This window comes from Solibacillus sp. FSL H8-0538, assembly GCF_038003525.1.
Taxonomy (GTDB): Bacteria; Bacillota; Bacilli; order Bacillales_A; family Planococcaceae; genus JBBOPI01.
This window is the reverse complement of the sequence record NZ_JBBOPI010000001.1, coordinates 3,694,665-3,709,759: the sequence shown is the minus strand read 5'-3', so window position 1 is coordinate 3,709,759 and position 15,095 is coordinate 3,694,665. Positions and strand designations below refer to the sequence as shown.

The following is a 15,095-nucleotide window of genomic DNA, read 5'->3' as shown; positions in this document are numbered from 1 at the left end:
TTTTAATCATGCGATTTAGTGTTTTAGCAAGTGGCAGTTCAGGCAACGCAATTTATGTAGAAAATGATGAGCACGCTTTTTTAGTTGATGCAGGCTTAAGTGGCAAGAAGATGGAGCAGCTTTTCGCTAAAATTGATCGCGATATGAAAAAACTATCAGGCATTTTAGTCACGCATGAGCATAGTGATCATATTAAAGGTTTAGGTGTCGTTGCACGAAAATACAAAATCCCAGTTTTCGCGAATGAAAAAACATGGGGCGCAATGGATGGGTTAGTGGGTAATATTCCGACTGAACTGCGATTCCAATTTGATATGGAAACGGTAAAATCATTTGGTGGTATTGATATCCAATCATTTGCTGTGTCCCATGATGCGGTTGATCCAATGTTTTATACATTTCATGAAGGCGATCGCAAGCTAGTCGTGATTACGGATACTGGCTATGTGAGCGATCGTATGAAAGGTTATATTCGTGGTGCAGATTCCTATGTATTTGAAAGCAATCACGATGTGGGGATGCTACAAATGGGCCGTTACCCTTGGAGTATAAAACGCCGTATCTTATCGGATGTTGGTCACGTTTGCAACGAGGACGCGGCTGTTGCAATGAGTGAAGTCGTATTTGAAAAGCCGACACAAATTTATCTATCACATTTAAGTAAAGATAATAATATGAAAGACTTAGCACGCATGAGTGTCACACAAACATTGCAATCATGTGGCATTGTTACAGGAGAATTTGTACACTTACATGATACTAATGCGGAAGAACCAACGCCGCTTGTAACGGTATAAAACTGAGAAAGGAATTTTGCATCAGCAAAATTCTTTTTTTGTTGGTTAAGAAAGTATAACTTTCACATCCACATTAGTAAGGACATCCTCTCCCCTATTTTCTGCAGGTTGTGACTTTCTTAATGTATTTTTAAAAAATTTTCATTTAATTTTAATGTTTCATGTGTATTCTATACGTAAGTAAAGAATGAAAGGATGAAGAAAATGAGTTATTTCAATGACGATGAACGCAAAGATCCTTTAAATAATGAATTAACACCATTGCAGGAAAGGTTGAAGAAAGAGGAGGAGGACAAGCAAAAACGTTCCATGAAAAAACGAGGCGGCAGCAAAGGAGGCTACTTCCTTAGTGGACTTAGCGGTGTCATTGTCGGCGCACTAATAATTTGGTTACTATTGCCGTCACTATCGAACCAGCTACCAGGCTCAACTTTAACAAACTCATCAAATGAAAATCCTAATAAAACTACACAAACGGCAACGGAAGTAACAACAGATGTGACAACGGCCGTTGAAAAAGTATCAGAAGCAGTAGTCGGCATTACAAATATTCAGCAGGTCGCAACAAATTTCTGGAATCAATCTTCGTCATCCCAGGAAGCAGGAAGCGGCTCGGGTGTTGTCTATAAGGTAGAGGGCGATAAAGCTTACATTGTCACAAACCACCACGTAGTAAATGGCGCTCAGCAGCTAGAAGTAACCTTACCAGACGGCTCAAAAGAAGAAGCCCAACTAGTCGGCAGTGATATTTGGACAGATTTAGCTGTCATTGCGATTAACAGTAAAAATATAAAAACCGTCGCACAGTTTGGGGATTCGGATGTATTAAAACAAGGAGAAACGGTCATTGCTATTGGAAATCCACTTGGCTTAGATTTTTACGGCTCTGTTACAACAGGCGTTGTTTCAGGTAAAGACCGTTCAGTACCCGTTGATTTAAATGAGGATGGCTATGAAGACTGGTCAACAGAAGTATTGCAAACAGATGCGGCAATCAATCCTGGTAACAGCGGCGGCGCACTTATTAACATTACTGGTGATTTGATTGGCATTAATTCGATGAAAATTGCAGAATCGACAATAGAGGGGCTTGGCTTCTCAATCCCGATTAACACGGCTATTCCAATTATCGAAGAGCTAGAGAAAAATGGGGAAGTACAACGACCAACGATGGGTGTATCGCTACTTGATTTAACAGAAGTACCAGCATTCTATCAGCAACAAACATTACGTATTCCTGCAGAATTGACAACTGGAGTAGTCGTAACACAAGTAGTTCAAGACTCAGCAGCGCAAACAGCAGGTATGCAGCAATATGATGTCATTGTAGAGATGGATGGCGAGAAGATTGAAAATGCCATTGATCTGCGTAAGCATCTGTATAATGAAAAGAAAATCGGCGACACATTACAAATTAAAGTATATCGCCAAGGCAAATTAGTTGAGCTGAAATTAACATTAGTTAATAACACAACCTTATAAAATGTGGATAACTGGGAATAATTAAAAAACTTGTACACAACAAGTAGTGAAAGAAAAGCTTGTCTTTCCTACTTGTTTTTTGTTTGTTACAATGGATTGTGGATAACATTCATGAAATTGTGCATAAGTTTGTAGAAATTTCAGAATTTCGGAGGTATTAGAAAATGAAAAAGTATAGCTGTGAAACCCATATAGATCATGCATTAGACATGCATGTGGCGGAAACGGAAGAGTACCCAATGATGGATATGCTAAAAGAAGAAGAAAAGTTATCAACAAAATGTTCTTATTGTAAAGAGTTGGCGACATATATTGTATCAAGTAAATAACTTTACACAATATATAGCGCCTGCCTGTTGATATGTGGATAACTATTGTGGATAACTTGTTCGTAAATGAATTGTAAAGGTGGATAAGTTGTGAATATCACCATCATCTCCGTGGGTAAATTAAAGGAAAAGTATTTAAAAATGGGCATCGAGGAATATGTAAAACGTTTAGGGGGCTATGCAAAAATCGAACTTGTTGAAGTACCAGATGAAAAAGCGCCTGAACAACTTAGTGATGCTGAAATGGAAATTGTTAAGAAAAAAGAAGGCGAACGCATTTTAGCCAAAATTAGTGAAGGCACACATGTTATTGCGCTTGCACTAGATGGAAAAATGAAAACATCCGAACAAATGGCAGCCGATATAGATTCTTTAATGACGTACGGCAAAAGCAAAGTGGCCTTTGTCATTGGTGGTTCACTAGGCCTGCATGATGACGTACTTCGCCGAGCAGATGAAAAGTTATGTTTCGGTAAAATGACACTGCCGCACCAGCTAATGAAGCTTGTATTAGTAGAGCAAATCTACCGTAGTTTTAGAATTATTAAGGGAGAACCGTATCATAAGTAAATGAGGTTTCATTTTATTTTTTATCAAGCGTGTTGATTAACCGAAATTATACGAATTTTACTTGAAGTAGTCTTCATATAAATACAGCACTACTAGTATTATGACAATGTACGGACATCAGTTAAAAAGCTAAAGTAGTATGAACAATCTGGTCATATTATTACTTTAGGCAGAGAACGTGAACAAGTATACGAAGATATTTGATTCTTCTTAAAAGATATGGCAGGAGTGGATGACGCGAGGAATTATTTATCTTTTATATCTTGCGGCTTTACTACTTAAAAATCAGTAAATAATATGTATTGGTTTGTTTAACCCCTTCCACTAAATAGGATGGGGTTTTTATTCATTTTAATAGAAGTGTATATTCAACTAATGATTCTAGTAAGTAAGCAACACCGTACACATTGGCGCCTAGTATGCCGCATGAACGTGAGGAATGAGACCGCACGTATTTTGAGGGCTTATGTGAGCGTGCGGCCAGTGCAAATGTATAGGTAGCATGTAGGACTCTTAAGTTCAACTTATATAAGATAGTTTTTTTTTTGTCAAATTAGTAAAGTTCATATTATTGACACATTATCCGCATCGGGTTATTGTTGTTACGTGAAATAACTAGGTTATTAAAAGTTGTATATACTAATTAACGGTATTTTAATAATAAATCTTCTTTCAAATTGGAAATAGAGATTAAACGTTTATTATGGAAATAATGATATTTTGCAAAAAATGGAAATCGATATGCGAATCGGGGACAACATCATGAGTCAGTCAAAGAGAAAAATTCACTATGCTTGGTGGGTATTGTTAGGGTTAGTTGTAATGGTCGGAGCTGCTAAAGGTGGCATTATGACTACAGGTGGGTTATTTTTAACGCCAGTTACAGAAGATTTAGGTATTGGAATGGGAAGTTTAACATTGTACTTTAGTATATCATCAATTATAACAATGATTTCCTTACCAATTGCAGGTAAGATGATAGCAAAATATAATATTAGAATACTTTTAGTAGTAGCTGTTATTTTAGAGGCAGGCTCCTTTGCAATGTTTGGGTTCATGAACTCAGTATGGGGTTGGTATTTGTTTGCTATCCCAATGGCAATGGGGTCGGTATTAGTCACTCAATTGGCAGGCCCGGTACTGATTAATAATTGGTTTAAAAAGCATAAAGGCTTGGCTATGGGTATTATGGTCGGAGCTGGAGGTTTAATAGGAGCTTTCCTACAACCGGTAGCAGGAAATTTAATTGCTAGTGAAGGTTGGAGAAATACGTACTTTATTTTAGGGGTAGGCGTAATGGTGGTTGTTATACCAGTCGTGTTATTAACGATTAGAATGGCTCCGCAACAAAAAGGTTTACAGCCGTATGGTATGGATGAAATTAAGCCAAATGAAAAGATTCAAGTTCAAACTACAACAAATAGCGGCGTTACTGTTGCCATAGCGAAAAAGTCGAGTGCATTTTATTTCTTAATACTTTTTTTCTTGTTTGATACCTCAATAGCTGCTTTTAACCAACATGTTGCGCCATTCGCGATGGGTTTAGGCTATGATATCAAGTTTGCGGGTAATGCAATGGGCGCTTGGTCGGTAGGTGTAGTAATTGGAGCGTTATTCTTCGGCTTCCTCAGTGATAAAATAGGAGTGAAGAATACAGCGATTTCCGCAATGCTTATAGGGCTAGTTCCAGTAGGAATTCTTATTATAGTTCCTGAAAACCCAATGATGTTTACAATAGCTACTGGTCTATATGGATTTGTTGTCGCATCTCTTGGAACATTAGGGCCTCTTTTAACAACAGCTCTATTTGGTAGTAAAGAGTTTAGTCGAATCTATGGACTTGCAATTACGGGTTTAGCAGTTGCAGGTATTGTTGTGTTACCTGCATACGGCTATATCTTTGAATTAACAGGTAGTTACACTTATGTTTTATATGGTATTTTTATAATGTTGATCTTGAATGTTGGAGCCATTATCTTAGCATTTAAAGGTAAAAAGAAATTAGAAAAAGCAGGATTGTGGAATTAATAATAGGATAAAGTGTTTTTAAGCAAAGTATATGGATAAGCTATACCTTGATTGTCGAAGTAATAATGCTTGGTGACAATTTAAGAAACCTCGTGCATTCCTATCACGGTGGACTGTAGCACAAATAGGTATGGTAATCCTTATTTTAGGAGAAAATATCCTTAGCTTTTGATAGAGCGCATAAAGGTGCAAATTATGAAGAATAATTTTATGTGACGGTTGCGACATAGATATAGATGATGAAGATTAAACCTCACTTTGCTACATTACGGAGAACCTTACCATATGTAAGTGAGTTTTTTAGTGTTGGTGCCCGTCACTCAAACAACAGATAAGAAAAAGCCATTCGGTTGTCATTTGACCGAATGGCTTTTCCCTATTAATTAAACAATCAATTTTTCGCACAACTTTAACTGTTCATAAATCCGTTTTGAAATTTTCCATTGTCTCTTTTAATTGTAATGCTTTGTCACTAAGCATATGAGCGGAAGCAGTTACTTCCTCCATGGAGGCAAGCTGTTGTTCTGTAGCTGCCACAATCATTTGAATATTGTCCTCAGATATTTCTGCTTGGTCCGCTTCTATATGAATGGAATCATCTAATAGCCTCATTTCTTTGGCTACGGTTTCAACCGATTTGATAACGGAATGAATTTCTTCTGAAACGTCTTTTGTTTGTTCAAAAATACGTGTTAAAGAATCTTTTGTTGTATGAATTAACTTTGTGCCAGCTACAGTTTCATTCGAGACATTTTGCATAGCGGTTACCGAATTCGTTGTATCTTGTTGAATTCCTTGAACAATATGACGAATTTGTTCAGTAAAACGAGATGATTCATCGGCTAATTTCCGTACTTCATTGGCTACGACGGCAAAGCCTTTCCCATGTTCACCAGCGCGTGCAGCTTCAATTGCGGCATTCAAGCTTAATAAGTTTGTTTGTTCTGCGATGGTAACAATCGCATCTAGAATCGTACCAATTTCTTTTGAACGCTCGTTTAATTGATGGATTACGTCTGAAGTAGTGGTTACGGATTGTGTAATAATATTCATTTGTTTCGTTAAGTTATCGAAGTTGTGATTGCCGTCTTCTACTTCGCGTAGTGTCGCATCTGAAGCATCTAACACGTGCACATGTGCTTGTGCAATCATATCTAATTGCTGAGCCGCATCATCCATTAATTGTACATTTTTCTTCGCTTGAGTCAGTTGTTCTTCAATAATTTCTGATACTTTTTCCACTGATTCAGAAATATGATTCGTTGCTTTCGTTGTTTCTTCTGTGACAGCAAATAAATCTTTACTTGAATAATCAACAGACTCAGCTGTTGTTTTACTATTTGTAATGACCCGCTTAATTTCTTCAATCATTTCATTTAATGATGTAGAAATAGATGCAAATTCATCTTTTGATGTAATAGCGATACGTTCTGTTAAATCCCCTGTAGCTAGTTGTTTTGCAACGTGCTGAATGGATTTCACTTGAGTTTGAATGCTGAAATAGAATGAAAGTAAAGCATACAATAAAATGAATACAATGACTGCAATTACAGCTAATGTAATTGCACGTTTTGACTCATAGGATGCTAAGTCGTTTTCTAAACGGTCTTGCAACTCATTCTTTTGGAAAGCAATTAATTCGAAAATCGAATTAATTGCAGCAGTCGTTGCATCAAAATAATCAGCAGGTACGATTGTAATCATTGTAGTATTCAATAATTCTGTATTTATGACTGCTAAAATATCTTCAGTACTTTTTAATGATTCATTTGCTTGTGTTTCTAAACGATTTTTTAAAGACGGATCTGTTTTGAAAATCGTTTCATAATTATCGAAGGATGCGTCTACGTAGCTCTGCATCGTTTGCATTAAAAATAACAACTGGTAACGATTTTCGTCTGATAGTTCTTTTTTGGTCGCAACCCCAACACCTGTCGCACGCGCTTTCCCCATATTTTCTGTAATGGGAGGTAATGTTTCAGTTAACAAGTTGTTTAAATGATGTTTAGTTGAATCTGGATCTAAAGAAAGCTGTGTGTCTTCTGCAATAAACTTTATTAAATCTAACATTTGGATAATTAAATTACTATGTAATGAAATGGCCTCCGCTGCAGTTCCGTTAGCTGAAGAGGTTTGGACCTCCTTCCAATTTTCATTCACAGCGTTGATGTCCGCTTGAATATCAGAATAAGATGGATAATTTTTGATATTTTTTTGTAATGCTTCGAAAGAGTCATTTACATTTTTACCTGCTTCTTCTCGTTTAGAAGCGGCAGTTGCATCTCCACTGACTAAGTTCACAGTAAGGCCGCGGTGTTGTTGTGTGAATTTTAATACGGGGTAAACGTCTTCAATTAGGTCGACCCCTGTTAATTCTTTTTCGACAGTGTGAATTCGCTCATTCGTTTGCTGGACAATGTCTAACAATAGGTAACTAAACGTTAATATGACTACGATAAATAGCAACATGAATTTTTTACTGAATGTTAATTTGTCTAAAATAAATATCCCTGGTTTGAATAGACTCTTCATTGCCATCCCCCTGTAATTTGTTGAAGCATCAGCTTTAGTGTAATGGACGTTAGGTTAATCTACAATCGTTTTATTATTTTGATGCCAGTCCCTCAAACAACTTTAGAGAAATGATTGATTTTGTTGAGTGAGGTTTTGAGGAGAGAATATATGGTAGTAAGTCGAGATCTTTTCAATTCGTAGTGATTTGTGAGGTTGAAATAAAAATCGCTAGTTGGCTGGTTTTGGAGAACCGTACCATAAGTAGATTGTTTTTTCTAATAGTTAGTATTCCGCTTGTTGGGTTGGCGATGTTAGTAACGATTGTGAAGTAATTGTTACAGGCACGCACTTAATTTACTAAATAAAAAAGCACAAACCCATGGAATGCAAGGGTTTGTGCTTTTTGAATTGTGTCAGTGCCAGGCACGTTTATTTAAACATATTAATTGTTGTAATAATAATTGGCATGCCGAACACGTCGATTAAGAAGGCTCCTACGATTGGTACGATGAGGAATGCTTTACGTGATGGGCCGAATTTAGAAACGACAGCTGACATGTTAGCCATTGCATTTGGGGTTGCACCAAGACCGTGACCAAGGAAACCAGACACCATAATTGCTGCATCGTAGTTTTTGCCTAGTAAGCGGAAAAGAACGAACACGGCGAATAATACGATGAAGATGACTTGAGCTAAAACGATGATAAATAATGGTAACGCTAAGTCTGCAACTTCCCATAATTTAATGCTCATTAATGCCATTGATAAGAAAATACCAAGAGAAATATCACCAATTAAGTTGATTTCTTTCATGTTAATTAAATCAGGGTTAAAGCGATCAACGATATTACGAACGAAGACAGCTACGAACATGGCACCTACATAACCTGGTAATACGAATCCTGTCATAGTAGAGAACCATTCTCCAACGTAAGTACCAGCAGCCATACTAAATGTGATTAAGAACACTTGTAACATGAATGATTTTTCGGTAATTGGATGTTGTGCTTTTTCAACGTATTCTTCTGTTTCTTCAGAAGATGGCTTTAAGTTGAATTTTCGAATTAAGTATTGTATAACTGGACCTCCAACAAGTCCTCCAGCGATTAATCCACAAGTAGCTGCAGCCATTCCGATTGAAATAGCAGAAGTTACGCCTAAACCTTCAATCGTTTCCCCGTAAGCAGCAGCGGAACCATGTCCACCTTCCATGGAAACAGCCCCAGCCATCACCCCGATTAATGGGTGGATGTCCATTAATTTTGCCAATGAAACACCAATCACATTTTGCATTAGGGCTAAAAACCCACAAGCTAACCAATATATTACTAGCAGTTTTCCACCTAATTTAACAAGTTTGAAACTTGCACCAAGTCCAATTGTTGTAAAGAACGTGACCATAAAAATGGATTGCAGTGAAGTGTCCAATGTAATTTCAAGAATGTCGAAACTTTTTAAAACCGTTGCTAAAATAGCGAATAGTAAGCCCCCAACTACAGGTGCTGGAATACAAAATCGATCTAAAAAACCAATCCTTTTAACTAAAAATGAGCCGATTAAAAATAATGTAACTGCTAGGCATAGCGTTGTAATTTGATTTAATGCCATACAAATTCCCCCTTTGTTTATTCGAAACTATTCATAATTACTTCATTTATAAAGTAAGCCCCTAATTTTGCTGTTCGGTTATTTACATCAAGTAACGGGTTGACTTCACAAATGCTGAAGCTTACTGTTTTTTTGTGTGAAACCATTTGGCGTAAAATGTCACGAACCTTTAAAGCGGATAGACCAAATGGTGAAGGCGCACTGACACCAGGTGCTTCAGCCGCATTTAAAACATCCATACAAAGCGTAACGAGTAAAACATCATGTGCATCCATAAAGTCATTTAATTCTGTAGTGAACAATAATGAATCCAATTCTTCATCTAAAAAGTATTGCACATCATATTGATCGGCTGTATCGAATAATGCGGTCGTATTTCCATATTGTTGGATGCCACATACGAAATAGTGTGCATTGGGATCGTCGTCTAAAATTTGTTTAAACATTGTACCGGATGAAGTTTGTTTGTCATACGAACGCATATCAAAGTGCGCATCAATATTTAGCAATCCAATTGAAGCGTCCGGACCCGCTGCTTTTCGCACCCCCAAATATTGTCCGTATAATGTTTCATGCCCGCCCCCAAGTACAATGGCCTTTCCGTTTGTTAAAATATCGGAAACTTTATCCCCTAGTTCCTGTTGAGCACGCTCTAATTCATGACCTTCACAAATGATATCCCCTAAATCAATTAGCGAATTTTCATGAACAGGATTACGCCAAGGCAACGGTGCTAACTGCTTACGTAAGGCTAAAGGAGCGTCTTTTGCACCAACACGACCATTGTTACGGCGTACACCTTCATCGCAAACAAAGCCTATTAATCCAATTGATCCTTGTTTAGCTGTCGTTGCCAATTGAACAATTTGATGATATCGAAAGTAAGCGTGATCCGTTTCATGATCGGTGCGACCTTGCCAAACTGCTGAATCTGTTTTTTTATACATAGTATTCACCTTCCTGAAGACTGAAAAATTTATATTTTCATTATATTTTTAAACATTTATAATAACAAATACTAATTTTTTATCTTATAATAGTTTAAAACTATAAATGAGGTGGCAACATGGATTTAAGAAAAATGTATTATTTCGTTGCGACGGTAAAATATCAAAGTTTTTCAAGGGCCGCAAAAGTGTTACATATTTCACAGCCTTCGTTAAGCAATACGATAAAAAATTTGGAACGAGAAATTGGTGCACCGTTAATAGAACGAACAACGAAACAATTTCAATTAACAGAATTAGGTCAGCAATTTTATGAACGATCGAAAGGTTTAATTGCTCAATTTGAAGTAATGGATACGGAGCTAAAAGAGTTAGCTAAAGGAGAGCATTTAGAAATTCGATTAGGCATGATTGAATCAGCAAATTACTGGTTTTCACAAGTAATCATTGCCTATCAAAAACAATACCCACATAATCGAATTACACTAATTGATACACTCTATAACCAAACCGTGCGCCAGGCGTTGTTAGGTTTAACAGTGCATGGAGTAATTACTAACCAACATATTGTTGATACTGAAATAAAAAGTGAATTATTGTATAACGAACCGTACGTCGTATTAATAAAAAAAGATCATCCATTTTCCACGAAGGAAATAATAACGCTAGTAGACTTTACTGAAGAAGCATTAATAATTGGAATGCCAGAATTTCAAACGAGTGCACAAATATTAAAAGCATTTGAACAGGAAAATGTCACACCGCATATTCAATATAAAATAGAACGATTTGAAATGATAAAAGTATTAGTAGAGGAAGGGTTAGGAATTGCCATCCTACCACAACACTATGTCACGCAGCATTTATCAGAGTGCTTACTAACACGCCCAGTGCATAGTGAGTTTTTAAATCGCAATGTATACTTAAGCACAATGAAGGATCGCACGTTCCCAGAAAGTATATTGAAGCTATTTAAGCTCATAAAAATAATGCATTGAAGAGGTGCCAGGCAAGCCACACAATTATTCAAAGTAAAGCCGTAAAAACTTTATTTAGCATTATTATGGAACGCCATATTATTAATAAGTGAAGTCTTTCACCAAATACTTGAGGAATGTGTTTATAAGCTCTGGTTGAACATGAAAAATCAACCAGGGCCTATTTCTGAATTGGTGAAGATTCTTTTAAAGTGATAACTGCTACCTATGCATAAATTACTCGTGGTTTGGGTTTTTCATCTGACTATTCATTAAGTTGATGTATCAGTGGTTGTAGCTAGTATTGCTCGCCGGAAGTAAAGTTATGTATAAGAATATACTTCTTATGATGTATAAGAAATATTCGTTTGCTCCAATCCATGCATATTTTCCTGAATGTTTTACAATACTATTCATTAGATAACATTATCTAATGAGCTGGAAAGGAAGATGCATAATTGGCTAAGCACTCACATACAAGTTGGAAACAGGATCATCCAAGCACTTTGTTGAGCAACTCTGTCCAAAAGGCAAATCGTGCAGTGAAGCAAGCGATGTCACACCCACAGGAGATAGCGGTTGAGCATGCTTTCAATTCAATATCTCATGCGGAAAATGCGCTATTTAATGCAGAACAACATAATGAGCATATGGATACAGTCCAGCAAAATAAGGAGCTGTTAGAGCAGGTAAAGCATCAATTGAACGAAGTGGAAGAGATTGTGGAAGATCGGTAATAGTGAGTCAATCCCCCGCACGTTTCTCAAAGTGTAAGGGGGATTTTATTTCAGTATTTTTTGCCTGTCATAAAATGTTCGGTCTCTTCACTCATGCTTAAAGTTAAGTGCGCGTTGTGCTGAAGGCATCAATTTAAAGCGTAAACCGCAATAACCCTAATACAGAGTACCGTATTGGGGTTATAGCGGTTTTTAAGGTAGTATAAGGTATGGGGCAGCGATAATACTATTCTCTTTTTGTATTGTTTTCTATTTCAGTATTTAAAGATTATCGTCACCATAAGGATTGCGTGGTCATACAGTTCATGTCTTCAAAAAAGTATGATATATAAAATAATAGAAGGAATTTTTAGAATTAACTATAGTATAATACTATAGTTGGATAGATAATTTTTATAAGTAAATAAATATTGTGTATAAAATCCCAATAATCTATGCCGTTAGCTATCTGTTCAATTAGAAAAGTTGAGGAAGTATCCGTTTCTATGAAAAATCGTAAAATAAAACTAATTTTAGTATTATCTACTTTCTTATTATTGTTGTTTACAAGTTTAAATATCTTTACTTCTTATGTGAAGATGAAAAAGACGGTTGAAGAGTCTATCGCAAACCAAAGTCTTGACGCCGCAATATCCATTGCGTCATCCATTGATATAGAAACCTATCAAAAATTTTTAAAGGACCCCGTGAAAAATGAATATTATTGGGCAATAAGAAGCTATTTAAATGATGCCAGAGAAAAGCAGGGCGCGTTATTTGTGTATACATTGCAAATTGATAATCCAAAGGTATCGAAGGCAATGATAATCGGATTACCCAAGGAAGTAACAAAGGATTTTGGCATTGGAGAGATTTGTACAGTACCCGAAAAGCAGGTCAAACAAGCCTATGAAGGAAATACATATGTCACAGGTGTAATAGATGATTCCCTTTATGGTGCCTATCTTTCTGTTGGAGCACCCATAAAGGATGACGCAGGAAAGGTAATCGCCTACCTTGGCATCGATATTGGTGCCGCTAAACTTAATGATATCAAAGGGAAAATACTGGAGGATAATCTTTTTATCTTTGTCTTTAATGGTGTATTTATTTTGGTCGTAATAGGCTCCTTTTTATTTTTACAAAGGTGGTATCAAAAAGAAGTGACAAAGGAGGTAGGGGTAACAGAAGATACATATCAAGCAGAAATTAAAACATTAATCACCTCTGTATCCTCTTTAAGACATGATTTCACGAATCATATTCAAGTGGTACACGGACTTCTTCAATTAGGGGAAGCTGAGCAGGCACAACAATACTTATCGTCTTTGTCTAAAGAAGTTCAGGCGATCGAATCTCTAAAATTAAATATAGATCATCCTGGTCTTTCTATATTATTGCAAACAAAGAAACTTGCTGCACAAAATCATAATATTGATATGGATGTTACAATTTCTCGTAATGCTTTCGATAAAATAAAAACAACAGATTTAATAAAAATATTATCGAATTTAATTGATAATGCCATTGATGCAGCAATAGAATTACCTGAGAATGAACGTAAAATAACGATTGATTGTAAAACATTTGATACGCAGTATGTATTTAAGATTACGAATACAGGACCTAAGATTATAGAAAATGAACATGTTTTTAAAAAAGGGTATTCAACAAAAAAAACAGAACAAGGTAAATTAAGAGGGCAAGGATTATTTATTGTGAAGGAAGTAGTAAATGAATATAATGGAACAATCTCAATTGATTCAACAAATGAATTAGAGACGACAGCCATGGTGAAAATCCCTCTATCTACCTGAAAGGCAATGCCAACTGGGGACAAAGTGTAAACTTCCTACTAGATAGGAAGTGGCGATGTTGGTTTCATTCAAAAAGCAGTAAACAAATTCGCTCTTGTGAAAAGAGAGGAAGTGTTTAACTGCTTTTTTATTGTTAAGGAAATTATAAAATTTCGCTATGTGGATAACATTTAAACAAGTAAATGCAATGTCTAGGCTAAGCAGGCGCTTTAGCGCTTTTGTTATTTGATCGTGTAATATAGAAGGAATAGAAAATAACGTCAAATAAGGTACTATGTTTCTAAAGGTTTTGAGCCCCCGCAAGAAAACTGAAACATAGAGAATTACGTATATATTAGGAATGAGGAATAACGTTAATGAACGAGGCACAATTTGAGAGATTATTAAATATTAATACAGCAGGATTTCAACATGGATTTCCGAAGCTCACACAATATCACCGCTACGAGCCAACGCCTTATGAGGGATTAGAGCAACTGTTTGAGCAATACGAACTTCCAGAAAAGGCGAGAGTCATTGATATAGGTTGTGGTAAGGGACGTGTTCCAATTTATATGCATTACCGTTTTCACATTCCGACGAGTGGCATTGAAATGGACCAGAAGTTTTTTTTTGAAGCGGCAAATAACCGAGAGCTTTATTTAGAAAAGGCAAAGAAGAAGCATTTACCAATTACGTTTTTACATATGCTCGCGGAAAAATATGAGATTAATGCTAGAGACAATGTGTTTTTCTTTTTTAATCCGTTTTCCATTCATATTTTCCGTCAAGTTATGAGCAATATTTTATATAGTTATGAACAATATCCACGTGAAATCCATTTAATTATGTATTACCCAGCGTATGAATATATGGCGTATTTAGAGTATGAAACTGCATTTGAACGATTAGTCGAGGTTAAATTGGCAAATGAGAAAAATGAAAATGAACGTATCGTTGTGTTCACTTTGAATGGTTAATGAGGGGCGATAACATGAGTAAACGTCAATTTTTCCAGGCGGTAATAGGAGGAATCATTGCTGGATTTGTATTAGGTTTTTTTTCTGAAAGGGATGCAGGCTGTTACCGGCTTAAAGGTTTACACACTGCTCATGAATATTGATTACGTGCCAGTTCTAAAAGCATTTCAATTTCCGGAATGGGTTGAGTTTTCCTTTCATTTAGTCATTTCAGTCGCTATCAGTCTTTTATTATACCTGGTAGCGATTAAGCTGAGATGGAGTGGCAAAAAGATTTTTTAGTAGATAAGAAAGTATAACTTTCATATCTACATAAGTAAGGACAGTATCTCGCCCTATTTTGGGCGAGAT

The 15,095-nt window shown here is 36.3% G+C and carries 13 protein-coding genes; 10 read left to right on the top strand and 3 right to left on the bottom strand.

The window, feature by feature from the left end; genetic code table 11:
• Positions 1 to 8 precede the first annotated feature (8 nt).
• The 5 genes from MHH87_RS17790 (at position 9) to MHH87_RS17770 (ending at position 5,206) form a co-directional block, all read left to right on the top strand.
• Positions 9 to 797 (top strand): MBL fold metallo-hydrolase, encoded by a 789-nt coding sequence (locus tag MHH87_RS17790; RefSeq protein WP_340750777.1) that lies wholly within the window; start codon positions 9 to 11, stop codon positions 795 to 797.
• Positions 798 to 1,001: 204 nt separating this feature from the next.
• Entirely contained in the window at positions 1,002 to 2,279 is a 1,278-nt protein-coding gene (locus MHH87_RS17785) for a S1C family serine protease (RefSeq protein WP_340750775.1), read from the top strand.
• Positions 2,280 to 2,443: 164 nt separating this feature from the next.
• The gene (locus tag MHH87_RS17780) at positions 2,444 to 2,608 is read left to right on the top strand and encodes a CxxH/CxxC protein (RefSeq protein ID WP_340750773.1); all 165 of its coding nucleotides are present in this window, start codon (positions 2,444 to 2,446) and stop codon (positions 2,606 to 2,608) included.
• Positions 2,609 to 2,698: 90 nt separating this feature from the next.
• A complete protein-coding gene (rlmH, locus tag MHH87_RS17775) occupies positions 2,699 to 3,178 on the top strand; it encodes a 23S rRNA (pseudouridine(1915)-N(3))-methyltransferase RlmH (protein ID WP_340750771.1) in 480 nt (159 codons plus the stop codon).
• Between the two features lie 762 nt (positions 3,179 to 3,940).
• A complete protein-coding gene (locus MHH87_RS17770; RefSeq protein WP_340750769.1) occupies positions 3,941 to 5,206 on the top strand; it encodes an MFS transporter in 1,266 nt (421 codons plus the stop codon).
• Positions 5,207 to 5,623: 417 nt separating this feature from the next.
• On the opposite strand, the gene MHH87_RS17765 is transcribed toward MHH87_RS17770, so the two are convergent.
• The 3 genes from MHH87_RS17765 to hutG form a co-directional block, all read right to left on the bottom strand.
• Positions 5,624 to 7,738: a methyl-accepting chemotaxis protein gene (locus tag MHH87_RS17765; protein WP_340750767.1), complete on the bottom strand. Its 2,115-nt coding sequence runs from the start codon at positions 7,736 to 7,738 to the stop codon at positions 5,624 to 5,626.
• A 411-nt stretch (positions 7,739 to 8,149) separates the two neighbouring features.
• Positions 8,150 to 9,334, bottom strand: a complete 1,185-nt coding sequence (gene gltS, locus MHH87_RS17760; protein ID WP_340751047.1) for a sodium/glutamate symporter — start codon at positions 9,332 to 9,334, stop codon at positions 8,150 to 8,152.
• Between the two features lie 11 nt (positions 9,335 to 9,345).
• Positions 9,346 to 10,275 carry a formimidoylglutamase gene (gene hutG, locus MHH87_RS17755; RefSeq protein ID WP_340750765.1) on the bottom strand — a complete coding sequence of 310 codons (930 nt, stop codon included), beginning with the start codon at positions 10,273 to 10,275 and terminating at the stop codon, positions 9,346 to 9,348.
• A gap of 119 nt (positions 10,276 to 10,394) precedes the next feature.
• Here hutG and MHH87_RS17750 point away from each other — a divergent pair, with 119 nt between their 5' ends.
• From MHH87_RS17750 to MHH87_RS17730, 5 genes are all read left to right on the top strand, one after another.
• Positions 10,395 to 11,273, top strand: coding sequence for a LysR family transcriptional regulator (locus MHH87_RS17750; protein ID WP_340750763.1), 879 nt, complete (start codon positions 10,395 to 10,397; stop codon positions 11,271 to 11,273).
• Between the two features lie 437 nt (positions 11,274 to 11,710).
• On the top strand, positions 11,711 to 11,989 hold the full coding sequence (locus MHH87_RS17745) for a DUF2564 family protein (protein ID WP_340750759.1): 279 nt from the start codon (positions 11,711 to 11,713) through the stop codon (positions 11,987 to 11,989).
• Between the two features lie 485 nt (positions 11,990 to 12,474).
• Positions 12,475 to 13,785, top strand: coding sequence for a sensor histidine kinase (locus MHH87_RS17740; RefSeq protein ID WP_340750757.1), 1,311 nt, complete (start codon positions 12,475 to 12,477; stop codon positions 13,783 to 13,785).
• Between the two features lie 356 nt (positions 13,786 to 14,141).
• Positions 14,142 to 14,744: a class I SAM-dependent methyltransferase gene (locus MHH87_RS17735; protein WP_340750755.1), complete on the top strand. Its 603-nt coding sequence runs from the start codon at positions 14,142 to 14,144 to the stop codon at positions 14,742 to 14,744.
• A 14-nt stretch (positions 14,745 to 14,758) separates the two neighbouring features.
• Positions 14,759 to 14,887, top strand: a complete 129-nt coding sequence (locus tag MHH87_RS17730; RefSeq protein ID WP_340750753.1) for a hypothetical protein — start codon at positions 14,759 to 14,761, stop codon at positions 14,885 to 14,887.
• Positions 14,888 to 15,095 lie beyond the last annotated feature (208 nt).